Source organism: Spiroplasma endosymbiont of Polydrusus cervinus, from assembly GCF_964019755.1.
Lineage (GTDB): Bacteria > Bacillota_I > Bacilli_A > Mycoplasmatales > Mycoplasmataceae > Spiroplasma.
This window is the reverse complement of the sequence record NZ_OZ026469.1, coordinates 174,873-191,701: the sequence shown is the minus strand read 5'-3', so window position 1 is coordinate 191,701 and position 16,829 is coordinate 174,873. Positions and strand designations below refer to the sequence as shown.

The 16,829-nt window shown below is 26.6% G+C and carries 17 protein-coding genes and 6 pseudogenes; 11 read left to right on the top strand and 12 right to left on the bottom strand.

The genetic code is table 4. From position 1 onward, the window contains the following. Positions 1-864 precede the first annotated feature (864 nt). The 4 genes and pseudogenes from AACK78_RS07250 to AACK78_RS01080 all read left to right on the top strand — a co-directional run. A pseudogene (locus tag AACK78_RS07250) lies at positions 865-1,481 on the top strand (IS30 family transposase); the annotation flags it as partial. Positions 1,482-1,544: 63 nt separating this feature from the next. Further along, entirely contained in the window at positions 1,545-1,706 is a 162-nt protein-coding gene (locus AACK78_RS01085) for a hypothetical protein (RefSeq protein ID WP_338954996.1), read from the top strand. 67 nt (positions 1,707-1,773) lie between these two features. Continuing rightward, positions 1,774-2,046, top strand: a pseudogene (locus AACK78_RS07245) (hypothetical protein); the annotation flags it as partial. 21 nt (positions 2,047-2,067) lie between these two features. Then, on the top strand, positions 2,068-2,664 hold the full coding sequence (locus tag AACK78_RS01080) for a DDE-type integrase/transposase/recombinase (protein ID WP_338955750.1): 597 nt from the start codon (positions 2,068-2,070) through the stop codon (positions 2,662-2,664). 275 nt (positions 2,665-2,939) lie between these two features. Here the strand turns inward: AACK78_RS01080 and AACK78_RS01075 are convergent, their stop codons facing one another. The 3 genes from AACK78_RS01075 to AACK78_RS01065 all read right to left on the bottom strand — a co-directional run bounded on the left by AACK78_RS01075 (position 2,940) and on the right by AACK78_RS01065 (position 6,399). Then, complete coding sequence (locus tag AACK78_RS01075; RefSeq protein WP_338955748.1) at positions 2,940-4,649, bottom strand: MSC_0882 family membrane protein; 1,710 nt, start codon at positions 4,647-4,649, stop codon at positions 2,940-2,942. A gap of 53 nt (positions 4,650-4,702) precedes the next feature. Beyond that, entirely contained in the window at positions 4,703-4,963 is a 261-nt protein-coding gene (locus tag AACK78_RS01070) for a hypothetical protein (protein ID WP_338955746.1), read from the bottom strand. A 68-nt stretch (positions 4,964-5,031) separates the two neighbouring features. Beyond that, the gene (locus AACK78_RS01065) at positions 5,032-6,399 is read right to left on the bottom strand and encodes a BMP family ABC transporter substrate-binding protein (RefSeq protein ID WP_338955744.1); all 1,368 of its coding nucleotides are present in this window, start codon (positions 6,397-6,399) and stop codon (positions 5,032-5,034) included. A gap of 223 nt (positions 6,400-6,622) precedes the next feature. Here AACK78_RS01065 and AACK78_RS01060 point away from each other — a divergent pair. Both AACK78_RS01060 and rlmB read left to right on the top strand, forming a co-directional pair. Beyond that, positions 6,623-6,730, top strand: a pseudogene (locus AACK78_RS01060) (IS3 family transposase); the annotation flags it as partial. A gap of 46 nt (positions 6,731-6,776) precedes the next feature. Beyond that, positions 6,777-7,511: a 23S rRNA (guanosine(2251)-2'-O)-methyltransferase RlmB gene (gene rlmB / locus AACK78_RS01055; RefSeq protein WP_338955743.1), complete on the top strand. Its 735-nt coding sequence runs from the start codon at positions 6,777-6,779 to the stop codon at positions 7,509-7,511. A 444-nt stretch (positions 7,512-7,955) separates the two neighbouring features. Here the strand turns inward: rlmB and AACK78_RS01050 are convergent, their stop codons facing one another. The 6 genes and pseudogenes from AACK78_RS01050 to AACK78_RS01030 all read right to left on the bottom strand — a co-directional run bounded on the left by AACK78_RS01050 (position 7,956) and on the right by AACK78_RS01030 (position 12,436). Further along, positions 7,956-8,552 (bottom strand): DDE-type integrase/transposase/recombinase, encoded by a 597-nt coding sequence (locus tag AACK78_RS01050; RefSeq protein ID WP_338954388.1) that lies wholly within the window; start codon positions 8,550-8,552, stop codon positions 7,956-7,958. Positions 8,553-8,573: 21 nt separating this feature from the next. Further along, positions 8,574-8,639, bottom strand: a pseudogene (locus AACK78_RS07240) (hypothetical protein); the annotation flags it as partial. 173 nt (positions 8,640-8,812) lie between these two features. Continuing rightward, positions 8,813-9,076, bottom strand: a complete 264-nt coding sequence (locus AACK78_RS01045) for a transposase family protein (RefSeq protein WP_338954390.1) — start codon at positions 9,074-9,076, stop codon at positions 8,813-8,815. A gap of 67 nt (positions 9,077-9,143) precedes the next feature. Beyond that, positions 9,144-10,037, bottom strand: a complete 894-nt coding sequence (hprK, locus tag AACK78_RS01040; protein WP_338955741.1) for an HPr(Ser) kinase/phosphatase — start codon at positions 10,035-10,037, stop codon at positions 9,144-9,146. Between the two features lie 39 nt (positions 10,038-10,076). Next, the gene (gene uvrB, locus AACK78_RS01035; protein ID WP_338955739.1) at positions 10,077-12,041 is read right to left on the bottom strand and encodes an excinuclease ABC subunit UvrB; all 1,965 of its coding nucleotides are present in this window, start codon (positions 12,039-12,041) and stop codon (positions 10,077-10,079) included. A 194-nt stretch (positions 12,042-12,235) separates the two neighbouring features. Beyond that, entirely contained in the window at positions 12,236-12,436 is a 201-nt protein-coding gene (locus AACK78_RS01030; protein ID WP_338955737.1) for a hypothetical protein, read from the bottom strand. A gap of 149 nt (positions 12,437-12,585) precedes the next feature. On the opposite strand from AACK78_RS01030, the gene AACK78_RS01025 reads away from it, so the two are divergent. Continuing rightward, complete coding sequence (locus AACK78_RS01025; RefSeq protein ID WP_338955735.1) at positions 12,586-12,819, top strand: RpiB/LacA/LacB family sugar-phosphate isomerase; 234 nt, start codon at positions 12,586-12,588, stop codon at positions 12,817-12,819. Between the two features lie 165 nt (positions 12,820-12,984). Here the strand turns inward: AACK78_RS01025 and AACK78_RS01020 are convergent, their stop codons facing one another. Next, positions 12,985-13,212, bottom strand: a complete 228-nt coding sequence (locus AACK78_RS01020) for a NifU family protein (protein WP_338955734.1) — start codon at positions 13,210-13,212, stop codon at positions 12,985-12,987. A 135-nt stretch (positions 13,213-13,347) separates the two neighbouring features. Here AACK78_RS01020 and AACK78_RS01015 point away from each other — a divergent pair, with 135 nt between their 5' ends. Further along, a complete protein-coding gene (locus AACK78_RS01015; protein WP_338955733.1) occupies positions 13,348-14,370 on the top strand; it encodes a ribose-phosphate pyrophosphokinase in 1,023 nt (340 codons plus the stop codon). 227 nt (positions 14,371-14,597) lie between these two features. Next, a pseudogene (locus AACK78_RS07235) lies at positions 14,598-14,913 on the top strand (IS30 family transposase); the annotation flags it as partial. A 206-nt stretch (positions 14,914-15,119) separates the two neighbouring features. On the opposite strand, the gene rpsT reads toward AACK78_RS07235, so the two are convergent. Next, positions 15,120-15,371: a 30S ribosomal protein S20 gene (gene rpsT / locus AACK78_RS01000; RefSeq protein ID WP_338955727.1), complete on the bottom strand. Its 252-nt coding sequence runs from the start codon at positions 15,369-15,371 to the stop codon at positions 15,120-15,122. A 371-nt stretch (positions 15,372-15,742) separates the two neighbouring features. Then, entirely contained in the window at positions 15,743-15,856 is a 114-nt protein-coding gene (locus AACK78_RS00995) for a lipoprotein (RefSeq protein ID WP_338955725.1), read from the bottom strand. A gap of 434 nt (positions 15,857-16,290) precedes the next feature. Here AACK78_RS00995 and AACK78_RS07230 point away from each other — a divergent pair. Further along, positions 16,291-16,563 (top strand): annotated as a pseudogene (locus tag AACK78_RS07230) (hypothetical protein); the annotation flags it as partial. 21 nt (positions 16,564-16,584) lie between these two features. Next, positions 16,585-16,743, top strand: coding sequence for a hypothetical protein (locus tag AACK78_RS00990; RefSeq protein WP_338955723.1), 159 nt, complete (start codon positions 16,585-16,587; stop codon positions 16,741-16,743). The last annotated feature ends 86 nt before the right edge of the window (positions 16,744-16,829 follow it).

The following is a 16,829-nucleotide window of genomic DNA, read 5'->3' as shown; positions in this document are numbered from 1 at the left end:
AACATCTTCCACTGTATCACGAACAACTTGTTGAAATTATTTAACAGATAAAGTAATGGTAAGATTATCTTTTTCCTCAATATTATTCAAAGAATTATTTGGTAATTTTTGTTTTAAACTCGTAATTTATTCTTTATCACCAGTAACTGTAATTTTATTTTTTCCCTACTTTGTTATTCTTTTTTACTTCTAGTGGTTTACCATTTTGGTATAATTCTAATTTATCATCATCACGATGAAAAATGTATACTGTAAAACTAAATCATAAAAAGCTAATAGAATTATAACAAATTAAAAATAAAAAACAATAATCACAAAAAATATTAAATTAAAAATACTGTGGAATGCCCCCTATATAGTAGACACAAAAATAAAAACATTTGTGTAAACTAGAAATGGGGTGCATTTTATTATGAAAAAAATTCATAGAAAGTGTAAATTGTAAATACCAAATCATAAAAAGTTAACTATTAATTTAGTTAACTTTTTAAGTTAATTATAGGAGGTTGAAATTATGCAAATAAAGCAATATTTAACTTTGCGGTCGTTAGTGAAAAAGTATGGTAAAAATATTGTTATTAATACTGTCAATAAGATTACAAATGATATTGAAATTAAAAAGTAAAGAATAAATTATCCCGCGTAATTTACAATCTTCAATTAACTTTCAATTACTTCCAACTGGTGGTTGTTGTGGTTTGGGTTCTGGTTTATTACTCGCCGTTTTCACTATTATTTGGTTTTTCGCAACTAAATTAATGATGTTGTACTTGTTGCTGTTAATCCGACTGCTCCTAAAATATTTAAAATGTTATAATTTATGTGCAATAATTATAACATTTTAAATATTTTAGGAGGTAAAGTGTGAAAAAATATGAAAGATTAGATTTTAATGAAAGAGTAAATTTGGAAAAATTAAAAGATAATGAATTATTTAAAAAGGAAAATGGAACAATTAATATTCGAAAAATTGCTAAGCAAATGAATAGAGATTATAGAGCTATTTGGCAAGAGTTAAATATGTTTGATAATATTAATGATTATAATGCTGCAAAAGCACAAAAAATAAATGATAAAAATAAAAAATAATGTCGTAAATATTCAATGTTAAATTCACAAGAATTAAGTCATTTTTCTAATGAATATAATAATTTTGGTCGTTCGCCACAAAATATTATTACTTCGTATGAATTACAATATAATGTAAAATTTGGTGTATGTTTAAAACAATGTATAAATATATTAAATTAGGTTATTTTAATTTAAAAAAAGAAATGTTATATTTTAAAAATAAAAAAAGAAAAACAAAAAATGGGGAACAAAATGATAATCGTGGAAAATTACTTAATCTTAGAGATTATAAGCAATTTTTAAATGATTATGGAAATGATTTAAGTTTTAGTGGAATTTAAGAAATGGATACTCTTGATTGTGGTAATTTTCATTTGTTAGTTTTAGTAAATCGTAAATCAAATAGACTGCACCCAAAAAAGTAAGTAAAGAAAAAAAGTCTTTGCTAAACTTTAGAGGAGGTGCATTTTTATATGGCAAGAAAAGGACAAAAATTTAATAAATATACAGCATATTTTCGAAAAATGATAGTACAAGAGGTTAAAAATAATAGTATAAGTTTTATTGCAAAAAAATATCAAATTAATAAAAAACTGTTGCTTCATGGTATGAAAATTTTAAGAAAGGAATTTTAAACACCAATAAAGGTCCAAAAGAATCATTTGAAAAAAGAGATTTAAACTATTACAAAGTTAGGTATGAATTACTAAAAAAGCTTCATGACTTTTACAATTAAATAAAAGAAAAATTGTATCTTTTATCAAAGAAAACATTAATAAATATCCACTAAATTTATTACTTGATATAACAGATTTAAAGCGTAGTTATTGAGATAAATATAAAAATTATTCAAGTAATGGTAAGGATAGCGAATCATTAAAAAATATTGTAAAAGTCTATGAAGAAAATTTAAAACAATTTGGTTATCGTCGAATTACCAAATATTTAAAAGAAGATTATGGCATTGTTTATAATGCTAAGAAAGTATTGCGAATTATGAAAGAAAATAATATTCAAGCTGAATATGTAAAGCGTATGCGTAGAAAAATATTAATAAAACAAAATAGAAATAAAAATATAATTAAATATCCTGATTTAGTAAATCGTAATTTTAATGATATTAAAGAAAGATTTTCAATTTTATTTACTGATGTAACTTATTTAATTTGAAATGGTAAAAAACATTATCAATCAACAATACTTGATGGATATACTAAAGAAATTATTGATGTAAAATGATCAAAATTTAATAATAACAAACTTGTACTTGATAATTTAAATGATGAAATTAATAAAATTAAAAAAATAAAAAAAGATTTAAATAAAATAATAATTCATTCAGATCACGGATATCAATATACATCTAAAGATTACAATAGTAAATGTTTAGATAACAAAATTATAATTTCAATGGGTAAAAATTATCATTGTGCAGACAACATTATTATTGAAAGTTTTCATTCAGTACTTAAAAAAGGAACAATCCATAATAAAAATTATAAATCTCATAATGAATATATTAATGATGTTAAAAAATGAAATAAATGATATTCAAACCAAAAAGAAAAATATATAATAAATGAAAGTTTGTAAACCTTTTTATTAATATTTACTAAACAGAGTGCAGTCTAAAGTTTAGCAAAGACTTTTTTTCTTTACTTACTTTTTTGGGTGCAGTCTAATATAAAAAAATTTTTTTAAATTAAATTAGTGTTTGTTAAGATTAGTAAAATTTATTTTTTGTTGTGTTTAATTTTATAATTTTAAAAATAAATATTAAAAACAATATTTTTAATTTAATATTTTTTGTGATTATTGTTTTTTATTTTTAATTTGTTATAATTTTATTAACTTTTTATGATTTAGTTTTACAGTATACAATTACCATTAAATCAACTGTCAAGGAAAGACTTCCCACTTCATTTACGACGACGAGCAATTAATCATGGAATTGAAATTACTAGGGTTAAAATAATTAGGAAAATAATAAAGACAACTAAACAAATCCGGTTTGTTTTTTTCTTTAACGCTGCTAATTCTTCGGGATGAACAATTTCATAACCATAATAGCCAATAATATTTGCTTTTCTTTTTTTCGCTAAAACAATATTCGCAATATGAACCCCTAACGTTACAATTAAAATAATAATGGTAATGGTGATGGCGGCTGTTAAATCATCAACAATGCCTCAACTCCAGAAACCAAAGCGGAATTCTTCCCCGAAATGTTGTTGGAAACCATATAAAATTCCTAAAATAATACCGCCAAAGAAATAAGTTGGAAAAGCCAATCAATTTAAAACAATGCTACGAACGGTCATCTTTTTATAATTATCAATTAAGAAATGAGGAATCGTGTGATTACCCCGTATTAAATTCGAAAGATAACTATTTATTTCAATCCGAACGCGTGATAAATCAAAAATACCAGCAAACAATAAGCCTAAAGATATTAATAAAAAAGTAATTGTTAAAAAAGGATGGGGAATATATCTGGCTTTAATTCCCATAATTGCTTCTAACTCTTGCTGATGCGAAATAAAATATAAAGCAATAAATAAACTTGCTATCATTGTGCCAAAGAAACCAACAATAATCATAATTAAAGTGCGCACTTTTTCCGAACGAATTTCCCGCCCAATTTCTAACGGAATCAATCGATTAGCATAATCTTTACTAAAATGACGGTGGCGTTGTTTCTCGGATAATTGTGGTTGATAAGCATAGCGTTTATTTTCAATACTATTTGTTAACGCTGGTGCTTCAAATTGTGTTGAGGGGATAAAATGATTCTTTTGATAAAATGACGGTGGCGCTAGCATCCTATTCCCCATCATTTGATTATCATCCAAATATTGGCCGGCATTTGCTCCACGATAATATCCTTTCGAATCATACCCTACTTCCGAACGATTAAATTGGTCATTCACAGGCATTTGATTATATGCCGGTGTAACACGAGCTTGATAAGGATGACAATGCTGATGTGAATAATTATCATTATTTTCATACCCTTCATGGTCATTTTGATATCCAACAAATTCCGGATTATCATAACGCTCTGGTTTTTGTGGTCCGGCCCAATATTGATCATAATTAGCACTTGCCGGATATTGTTGAATTCGCCGTGGAAAAATTTGTTGCTGCATTGGCATTGATTGTGGATGATTTTGCGCAGCAACATGATTATAATATGGTTCAACATACCCTGATCGCATTTGAGGTGAGGTTGTATGCATAATATCCTGGTCTTCTGGTGGATATTGTCGCTTATTATTATTAGCATAATAATTATATTGATTACTTAAATTCATCCGGCACGGATGAATTGTATTATTATTTTGATATAACATTTCCATATTATTTAATTGGTTTTGTTTATATGCTTCATTTGGACGAAAATATTGATTTGGCAGCATATTATGCGGATATGGGCGGTTTTCTGTAAAGCCAGAATTATTATGTTGAATTAAATCAACATTAAAACTATCACCAAAACGTTGCTCTGATTGCATTGGTGGTTGCTGATGTTGTTTATCTTTTACCATAAAAGACTTAACCGTATTGAAAAAACCCATTCTTTGTTTCACCTGCCCTAAATGTGAATAACATTGTATGAAAAAAGAAAGTGCTAGTTTTTATCACCCATTTTTTTAGCTAGCATAATTTCTTGTTCAAAATACTCAATGTTTTCTTTAAAACTAGTTTCTTGTTTTAGATTTATAATATTTGTTCAATTACTACTACTTTTTTTACTTTGAAATAAAGAAAAAGTAATAATAAAATAAACAAATAATAATAGCGCTGCAAACCCTAGAAAAAAACCAATTAACCCGATTACTGATATTTCCAAATCTAAGATTTTTATAGTCGTCGTCAAGAAGCCCTCCATATAAACACCACACTATCTATGAGAATTATACTATACTTTTTAAAATTTTATGAAAAAATAAATGATTTTTATTTTAAACCATTTTCTAGCATTACTAATAAGTCTTTTTTTAGTTGGTTTTGCGTTTGATAAGTTAATCTTAACGTATCAGCAAAATGAGCTTGGTTGATTTGTTCATAAATTGTCCCAATTGTGGTGGTTAATTTAGCAATTTTTGCATTATTGTTAAGATAATTAATAACGCTATCATCAATTCATTTTGTTTTCTCGACTCCTAATCAATTAGGATTTGTTTTAGAAGATTGATCAGTATTAATTCAACATTCTTGAGCGGTTTTACTGTCATCTCATTGTTTAGTTACACTATTATAATTACATTTTGATGAATAAATATTAGCTAAAGCATCCTCCGTTGCTTGGGCAATATTTAGTAAACCACTAGTAATGATATGTTCATCACCATATATTTGCGATTGGGCAGTATCGACACCAATAACTTTGGTTTTCACTTGCTTATATTTAATGTAATCAATTGTATCTTGTGTTTGTGGTCCGGCAACTGGGAAAATAATACTTGCCTTCTTACTAATTAAATAATCAGAAATTATTTTTCCTTCTCCTTGGTTGAAAGACTGTGAGAATCATGATTCATTAGCATTTAAAACATCTTGAACTTTATTAATTGGTAATAAATGCTTAATGGTTGGATCAATCTTATTATTAATTACTGCTAAAATATCTGGCATTAATTGTTGTAAATTAGGATATGAAGCATTTGGCTTAATAATTTCATTAAAAATATCAGCCGCTAGTAAAAATCCTCATAAATAATTTGAAACTCCAATTGGATTATCCATTCCACCATAAGTTGCAATATTTAATTCTTGCTTAAATTCTGCTTGGTGTAAATTAAGTCAAATTGCTGTCACAAGACCAGCTAAAAACCCAGCAATTTCTTTTTGAAATAAAATTCCAATAATATTATCAACTATTGGTTCATTAGCGCCCATCTTAGCGTGCACATTTTGCCCACTACCATCAATAAAAATGACGTTATCGGTTAAAGCGGCCGCTCAACCAATCGTAAGACCATGACTAAAGCCAGGTAAAATTAGCGTCTTTGCCCCAACAATAGTTGCCACTTTATATGCCGTTTGAAATTCACTGGGGGTAATCCCACTTGGTTCATAATAACTAGCCCATAAAGAACTATCTTGTCACTTCGCTAAAGCAGGACTACTTGCTGCTTGTGAAACAATAAATTTACTTGCTCCTTCTCATGCTGACTGAATAAAAGACTTATCATTAATGGGACCACCACTACTAATTACTCACACATCACACAGATACTGATATTTTTTCGCACAAGACACGGTAAAACTCGTCGATGTTGTTAGTATTTGTACCATCATTAAAACTTTCATTATTTTTTTCATTTTAATCTCCTGTATACTGTAAAACTAAATCATAAAAAGTTAATAAGATTATAACAAATTAAAAATAAAAAACAATAATCACAAAAAATATTAAGAACAATATTTTTAATTTAATATTTTTTGTGATTATTGTTTTTTATTTTTAATTTGTTATAATCTTATTAACTTTTTATGATTTAGTTTTACAGTATACAGGAGGGAAAAAATTATAAATTTAACCCAATTAAAATACAAATTATTTGACTTTGTGCATTGATATAATAATATTCGAATTTACGATAGCTTAAATTATTTAACACCTGTTGAATTTAGAAAACAACACTTCATATAAAAAAGTGTCCTAAAAAGGGTTTCCAATCCAGGAAAAGGAAGAAAGCATGCAAAAATATATATACATTTATGGAATTAATCCTGTTATGGAATCGTTATTAAATCCGACAATGAAACTTAATAAACTATATTTATTGTTAACCGGGAAGCATAATGACTATTATTTAAAATTAGCTCAAGAGCGCCACCTTGAGGTTATTTTTTGTTCAACAGATAAAATGACAACCCTGGTTGAAACAAACAAACACCAAAATTTAGTATTAGAAATTTGCAAACCAGAAAATTATTCTTTGATAACACTGACTGAAAAAGCATTACAAAGCAAACATCCTTTTTTATTAGTACTTGATCAAATTTCTGATCCACATAATTTTGGAGCAATTTTACGAACTTGTGATTTGTTTAATGTTGATGGTGTTATTATTTTAGATAAACGACAAGTTGATATTAATGCTACGGTTGCAAAAACTTCTGCCGGAGCTTTTAATTATGTTCCAGTTTGTCGGGTAAATAATTTAACTACTGGGATTGAATCTTTAAAAAAACAAGGTTTTTGAATTTATGCGACAAATTTAACAACAAAAGCCCAAAAAGTAGGGAAATTAAAATATGATACACCAGTTTGTTTAATTGTTGGAAATGAAGCAACCGGTATTAGTTCAAAATTATTAAAGCATTCTGATTTTAATATTTATATTCCAACGACAGGTCATCTTGATTCTTTAAATGTATCCGTTGCAGCGGCTATTTTAATTTATCAAATTAAAATGTTGCAACAATAAATAGATTGTATTTATTATTTAAGGGTTTTAATTAATATCTTAGAAATTGTGGGATAATATACCACTTAATTACTCAAATTATATTACTTTTAATTTTATTATCAATATATTTTTTTATTTTTTTAAATTTTTCCACGACAAAAATACATTTTTATTGTATACTGTAAAACTAAATCATAAAAAGTTAATAAAATTATAACAAATTAAAAATAAAAAACAATAATCACAAAAAATATTAAATTAAAAATATTGTTTTTAATATTTATTTTTAAAATTATAAAATTAAACACAATAAAAAATAAATTTTACTAATCTTAACAAACACTAATTTAATTTAAAAAAATTTTTTTTATTATACTGCACCCAAAAAAGTAAGTAAAGAAAAAAAGTCTTTGCTAAACTATAGTAGACTGCACCCTGTTTAGTAAGTATTAATAAAAAGGTTTACAAACTTTCATTTATTATATATTTTTCTTTTTGGTTTGAATATCATTTATTTCATTTTTTAACATCATTAATATATTCATTATGAGATTTATAATTTTTATTATGGATTGTTCCTTTTTTAAGTAATGAATGAAAACTTTCAATAATAATGTTGTCTGCACAATGATAATTTTTACCCATTGAAATTATAATTTTGTTATCTAAACATTTACTATTGTAATCTTTAGATGTATATTGATATCCGTGATCTGAATGAATTATTATTTTATTTAAATCTTTTTTTATTTTTTTAATTTTATTAATTGCATCATTTAAATTATCAATTACAAGTTTGTTATTATTAAATTTTGATCATTTTACATCAATAATTTCTTTAGTATATCCATCAAGTATTGTTGATTGATAATGTTTTTTACCATTTCAAATTAAATAAGTTACATCAGTAAATAAAATTGAAAATCTTTCTTTAATATCATTAAAATTACGATTTACTAAATCAGGATATTTAATTATATTTTTATTTCTATTTTGTTTTATTAATATTTTTCTACGCATACGCTTTACATATTCAGCTTGAATATTATTTTCTTTCATAATTCGCAATACTTTCTTAGCATTATAAACAATGCCATAATCTTCTTTTAAATATTTGGTAATTCGACGATAACCAAATTGTTTTAAATTTTCTTCATAGACTTTTACAATATTTTTTAATAATTCGCTATCCTTACCATTACTTGAATAATTTTTATATTTATCTCAATAACTACGCTTTAAATCTGTTATATCAAGTAATAAATTTAGTGGATATTTATTAATGTTTTCTTTGATAAAAGATACAATTTTTCTTTTATTTAATTGTAAAAGTCATGAAGCTTTTTTAGTAATTCATACCTAACTTTGTAATAGTTTAAATCTCTTTTTTCAAATGATTCTTTTGGACCTTTATTGGTGTTTAAAATTCCTTTCTTAAAATTTTCATACCATGAAGCAACAGTTTTTTTATTAATTTGATATTTTTTTGCAATAAAACTTATACTATTATTTTTAACCTCTTGTACTATCATTTTTCGAAAATATGCTGTATATTTATTAAATTTTTGTCCTTTTCTTGCCATATAAAAATACACCTCCTTTAAAGTTTAGCAAAGACTTTTTTTCTTTACTTACTCTTTTGGGTGCAGTCTATTTTTTTAGGGAAGAAATTCCCGCTTCATCTAACTTCAATTTTGAAACTGCCGTCTCAACCAATTCACTAACATTCCGACCATAGGTAACTGGAATCGTAATAATTGGGATTTTTGTATCTAAAATTTTAATATATTTATATTCAGTCCCTAACCGATCAATTGATTTATATTGTTCATCGTCTAAATGAATTAATTCAATCACTAAATCAATTTTTGTTTCATCTAATAACACTTGTAAACCATAAATTTTACTTAAATCTAAAATTCCTAAGCCACGAACTTCAATTAAATTTTTTAACATTTCATGGGATTGCCCATATAAACGATTATTTCGCTGCTGAATAATAATACGATCATCCCCAACAAATAAATGATTCTTTTTAATTAATTCCAATGTCATTTCTGATTTTCCAATCCCAGATTTTCCTCTTAATAAAATTCCTTTCCCAAAAACATTAATTAACGAAGCATGCTCTTCTGTTACTGGAGCAAAATATTCATCAAAAAATTCTAAGATTAGTTGGTATAAACGACTTGTTGTAATATTGCTAGCACGGGCAACGGGACAACTATGTTTTTCCGCAATTTCTAATAATATTTTATCCGTAAACTTTTCCGTTAAAATAATCATCGGAATGTTTTCATTTAAAATATATTCATACCGTTCTCTTTTTACTTTTTCACTTAAGGTGTTTACAAATAATTGTTCTTTATTTGATAATAAAATTACCCGACGATTAATATTATTTTTTTCAAAATCAAAGCCAGCTAATTCTAACCCTGGCCGGTTAAGGCCATAAATTTTAACAGCCCGATTAATGCCATCTTTCCCTGCTAAAACCTCATAGCAAAATTTATCAACAATATCTTTTACAATAAACTTTGTCATTCCCAGTTTCTCCCTGTAAATTAATACTATCACAAATTGTTATTCTGCTTCAATTTCAATAATAATATCGCGTAATTCCGCGGCGCGTTCAAAATCAAGTTTCTTACTTGCTTCATACATTTCTTTTCGTAAATCAGCTAATAATGCTGTTTTCGCTGTTTGATATTCTTTTGATTTTTTATTTTTAATCTTCTGTAATTTATCTTCTTGGCGTTTAATATTACTATAATCACGAATACTTTTAATAATTGTTGTTGGCGTAATATGATATTTTAAATTATATGCTTCCTGAATTTGACGACGACGAGCTGTCTCTTGCATTGCTTTTTGCATTGCATCAGAAATAGTATCAGCATATAAAATAACATGCCCTTCCGCATTCCGCGCTGCCCGACCAATTGTTTGAACTAAACTACGTTCATTACGTAAAAAGCCTTGCTTATCCGCATCAAGAATACAAATTAACGAAACTTCTGGAATATCAATTCCTTCTCGAATTAAGTTAACACCCACAATACAATCATAAACACCTTTTCGTAAATCAAGTAAGATTTGAGTACGCTCTAAGGTTTTTAATTCACTGTGTAAGTAGGCAACTTTAACATTTTGTTCTTGTAAATAACTTGTTAAATCTTCAGACATTCGAATTGTTAACGCTGTAATAAACACCCGTTCATTCTTTTTCCAACGGATTTTTACTTGTTCAATAATATCATCAATTTGCCCTGTTGTTGATTTTACTTCGACAGTTGGATCTAATAAACCCGTTGGTCGAATAATTTGTTCAGCAACTTTGTGATCAACCAATTGGACCTCATAATCACCGGGTGTTGCTGAAACATAAATAATATTTTTTAATTTCTGATTAAATTCATCAAAATTTAAAGGACGATTATCCAATGCACTTTTTAAACGAAAGCCATAATTTACTAATGTTTCTTTTCGACTTCGATCAGTATTATACATTGCCCGAATTTGGGGTAATGACATATGGGACTCATCAATAATAGTTAAAAAATCATCACCAAAAAAATCAATCAAAGTATAAGGGGCTTCCCCTTCTGAACGTAAATCTAAATGACGCGAGTAATTTTCAATCCCTGAACATATGCCACTTTCTCGTAAGGAATCTAAGTCATATTCTGTCCGTTGTTTTAATCGTTGAAACTCAACAATTTTTCCATCTGCTTTTAATTCTTCTAACCCAACTTTTAACTCCGCTTCAATTCGTTTAATTCCTTTGACTAACCGTTCTGGTGAAATAATATAATCTTGCGCTGGAAAAATTGTTACCGTTGATAACCGTTGGGTAACATCACCTGTTATTCCATCAATATAAGCTAAATCATCAATTTCATCACCAAACAAATCAATGCGGATAAAAGTTTTAATATTTCATCCTGGAACAATTTTAATAACATCCCCTTTTGCACTAAAACTACCGGGAATTAATTCAATATCATTACGGGCATATCCTGATGATACTAAAAAATTAGCTAAATCCTTTTTACTAATTTTTTGATTACGATCAATTTGAAGAAAAGATTTTTTATATTCATTTGGATCTTGCGCCCCATAGATCGCAGCAACCGATGCGACAACAATCACATCTTTACGTGTTGTTAACGCATTAAAAGCACTTAACCGCATCATATCTAATTCCATATTTTGGCGAGCATCTTTATCAATATATAAATCTTTCCCTGGTAAATAAGCTTCTGGTTGATAAAAATCAAAGTTTGAAACAAAATACTCAACACGATTATTGGGAAACATTTCTTTTAATTCAACATATAATTGCATTGCTAATGTCTTATTATGGGCCATTACTAACGTTGGCTTTTGATAATTTTCAATAACATTAGCCATCGTAAATGTTTTTCCCGTTCCAGTTGCTCCTAATAAAACTTGATGCTTTTTATTTGCTAATAAATTGGTAGTTAATTTTTCAATTGCTAATGGTTGATCACCTGCTGGTAAATAATTTGATGTTAATTTAAACATTGTCTCACTACTCCTTTACGCCTTTGTTCCCTGTTCTTTAATTATATCAATCTTCCGACTAATTATTTTAAAAATAAAAAAGTAAAAGGTATTTTATTTTTTTTGTCCTTTCGTGATATTAGTAACCAGTAGATCAATTCCCACTTTCTTCATAATTATATTTTATTTGAAAGTCCACATAAATATGGTCCAACTTATTGTAACCTATCCAAAGAAATTGGTTTATTATAAATATATAAACATAATTCTTTATCTTTACGATATATATTATTACTAAGTGCATCATTTGTTTTTCTATAAATTATTAATTCAAATTTTAAATTATAATTTTCTATTTCAATTAAATATTCTTTTAATTGTTGTTTTGATAAATAAGTGGCGCTGTGTAGATACAAACGGCAAATTTATATCTTGCTAGATTAATAATAAAATATTTTGTATACTGTAAAAGTAAATCATAAAAAGTTAATAAAATTATAACAAATTAAAAATAAAAAACACAATTTTTAAATATTTAACCGAACAAAAGCATCAAATTATTAACTTGGGAACAGATAGTGTGACGGCAGTTGACTATCCTGATATTGGTCAAGCTGTTGGGGAAAGAGTAATCCAAGAGCAAGATAGTATTGGAATTGTGATTTGTGAAACAGGCATTGGAATTTCAATTGCAGCAAATAAAGTAAAGGGGATTCGAGCAGCATTATGTAATGAAACAGTGTTAGCAAAATTAGCTCGCGAACACAATAATGTTAATGTTTTAGCATCAGGGGGCTAAAGTTATTGCCAATCAAAATGCGATTTGAATTGTTGAAATGTTTTTAAATACTGCATTTGATGCTGGACGTCATAATCTTCGTGTTGATAAACTTAATAAACTTTAGGATGAGGTTCTATGCCTCATTATTTTTTTAAGTAATATTTTACAATACAAAAAAAGAAGTTACATAATAACTTCAACAGCTTTAATATCAGGAATTTCTTGTTTAACAATTTGTTCTACGCCATCTTTAATTGTTGAATCAATTAAACCACAGCCAACACATGCTCCTGCTAAACGAACATAAACAACATCATCTTTAACTTCTACAAATTCAATATCACCACCATCTTGATTAATGTAAGGGCGAAGATTATCAATAATATCTTTTGCTTGTTTTTTTTGTGTCATTTTATCACCTTCTTTTTTAATTATAGCATTTTTATGATAAAAGTTTGTTTAATTCATTATGGAAATGTATATAATAATAGGTATAAATTCAATTTATAATTTTTTATTGGAGCTTAAATGTTTAAAGGAGGACTAATGGAAGAAAAAAGTTTTAGTATATATGGCCTATCCGCGGGAATAAAATTAACTGATGAAATTTGTAAAATTTTACGTGTTAAAAGGCAAGAAATGGAAACAATTCGTTTTGCTGATGGTGAGATTCTGGTACGTGCAATGAATTCGGTACGCGGGAAGGATGTTTATATTATTCAATCAACATCTTGACCAGTTAATGAAAATTTAATGGAGTTATTAATTGCCATTGATGCGTTAAAACGTGGCAGCGCTCAAAGTATTAATGTGATAATCCCTTACTTTGGGTATGCTCGTCAAGATCGTAAGGCCCGTGGTCGTCAACCAATTACGTGTAAATTAGTAGCAAATATGTTAACAACAGCTGGGGCAACAAGGGTAATGACTGTTGATTTACATTCGTCACAATCAATGGGATTTTTTGATGTACCAGTTGATGATTTACGTTTAACTCAAGAACTAGTAAAAAGAATTATGCGGAAAATTGAAGAAGACCACATTAAAGAAGAGGTAACAATTGTTTCACCAGATCATGGCGGATTAGTTCGGGCACGGAATGTCGCTGATCGCTTAGCGAATTTAGCTGGGAATATTGCGGTAATTGATAAGCGCCGACCAAAATCAAATGTTAGCGAGGTTCAATTTATTTTAGGGGATGTTAAAGATCGTGTTTGTTTTATTGTTGATGATATGATTGATACGGCTGGAACAATTTGCAATGCAGCGAAAGCATTGAAACAAAATGGGGCAAAAGCATTGTATTTACTAGCTTGTCATGGGGTATTTTCACCACCAGCAAAAGAGCGTTTAACTGAAGTTATTAAAGATGGGACAGTTAAAAAAGTTATTGTTACAAATACAATTGATATTAATGAGAATCGTTTATTTGATGGTTTAGAAATTATTTCTATTGCTGATTTAATTTCACAAATGATTAAGGCGATGATTGAAAAACGTAGTTTATCTGATGTTTATTCAAGTTGTAATGAAAAAATAAAAAAATTAATTGAAAAAATGAAGAAATAATTGTGTTTTTAAAGTTTGCTCACTATTAATTAATAGTGAGCAAACTTTTTTAATTTTAATGGTGCTCTTAGTCAAGATATAGTATAATTTATTTGTATAAATCCTAATAAACATCATAATTTTTAATTGGAAAGGAACATTATTGATGGGCGTCCTGTTCTGTGCGATGAACCGGCAAAAAACAATTCTTGTGAGATTATTTTTTGCCGGTTAATCGCACAGAACGCCAAATGATTAAACAAATTGGTATTAGTAAATTTAGTTGTATTTTAACCGATAGAGGAAAAGAATTTTATAGATGAAAAACAATAGAAAAACATTTTAAAATAAGAGTTTATTTTTGTGATCCTGGTAAACCTCGCCAGAAAAGCATTAGTAGAAAGAATAAATAGAGATATAAGGCGTTGATTGGGTCAAAATGAGCCATTAATTAATATTCGTAGTAGATTAAAATCTATTTTAGAAATATTAAATACCACAATTAGACCTTGCTTGGAAAATTTTACATCAAGACAATATTTTAAAAAAATTTTTTTAAATTAAATTAGTGTTTGTTAAGATTAGTAAAATTTATTTTTTGTTGTGTTTAATTTTATAATTTTAAAAATAAATATTAAAAACAATATTTTTAATTTAATATTTTTTGTGATTATTGTTTTTTATTTTTAATTTGTTATAATTTTATTAACTTTTTATGATTTAGTTTTACAGTATACAAACTTATTATTTTTGTTAAAAAGGCTTTAAAATTATTGTGCTTTAAGCATTAATTTACTTTTAACACGAGCGGCTTTATTAGCATGATAAATTCCTTTAGTAACTGCTTTGTCAACTAAACTAATTGCAGTATTAACTAATTCTGGTGTGTTTGTTTCTTGAGCGTTAATTGCAATTTCAGCTTTTTTAATTGCTTTTTTTACTGATGATTTAAAAGATTTATTTGCTAAATTAGCTTTTGCATTAGTTTTAACTCTTTTAATTTGTGATTTAATATTAGCCATTTTTACCTCCTTTCGTCTTTTAAGATATGTATACTGTAAAACTAAATCATAAAAAGTTAATAAAATTATAACAAATTAAAAATAAAAAACAATAATCACAAAAAGTTAACTAAATTAATAGTTAACTTTTTATAAGTTAATTTTTAAGTTAATTATAGGAGGTTGAAATTATGCAAATAAAGCAATATTTAATTTTGCGGTTGTTAGTGAAAAAGTATGGTAAAGATATTATTATTAATACTGTCAATAAGATTGCAAATGATATTGAAATTAAAAAGTAAAGAATAAATTATCCCGCGTAATTTACAATTTTCAATTAACTTTCAATTACTTCCAACTGGTGGTTGTTGTGGTTTGGGTTCTGGTTTTTATTACTCCCCGTTTTCACTATTATTTGGTTTTTCGCAACTAATTAATGATGTTGTACTTGTTGCTGTTAATCCGATTGCTCCTAAAATACTTAAAATGTTATAATTATTGCACAATAATTATAACATTTTAAGTATTTTAGGAGGTAAAGTGTGAAAAAATATGAAAGATTAGATTTTAATAAAAGAGTAAATTTGGAAAAATTAAAAGATAATGAATTATTTAAAAAGGAAAATGCAATATATATATAGTAGACTGCACCCAAAAGAGTAAGTAAAGAAAAAAAGTCTTTGCTAAACTTTAAAGGAGGTGCATTTTTATATGGCAAGAAAAGGACAAAAATTTAATAAATATACAGCATATTTTCGAAAAATGATAGTATAAGAGGTTAAAAATAATAGTATAAGTTTTATTGCAAAAAAATATCAAATTAATAAAAAACTGTTGCTTCATGGTATGAAAATTTTAAGAAAGGAATTTTAAACACCAATAAAGGTCCAAAAGAATCATTTGAAAAAAGAGATTTAAACTATTACAAAGTTAGGTATGAATTACTAAAAAAGCTTCATGACTTTTACAATTAAATAAAAGAAAAATTGTATCTTTTATCAAAGAAAACATTAATAAATATCCACTAAATTTATTACTTGATATAACAGATTTAAAGCGTAGTTATTGAGATAAATATAAAAATTATTCAAGTAATGGTAAGGATAGCGAATCATTAAAAAATATTGTAAAAGTCTATGAAGAAAATTTAAAACAATTTGGTTATCGTCGAATTACCAAATATTTAAAAGAAGATTATGGCATTGTTTATAATGCTAAGAAAGTATTGCGAATTATGAAAGAAAATAATATTCAAGCTGAATATGTAAAGCGTATGCGTAGAAAAATATTAATAAAACAAAATAGAAATAAAAATATAATTAAATATCCTGATTTAATAAATCGTAATTTTAATGATATTAAAGAAAGATTTTCAATTTATTTACTGATGTAACTTATTTAATTTGAAATGGTAAAAAACATTATCAATCAACAATACTTGATGGATATACTAAAGAAATTATTGATGTAAAATGATCA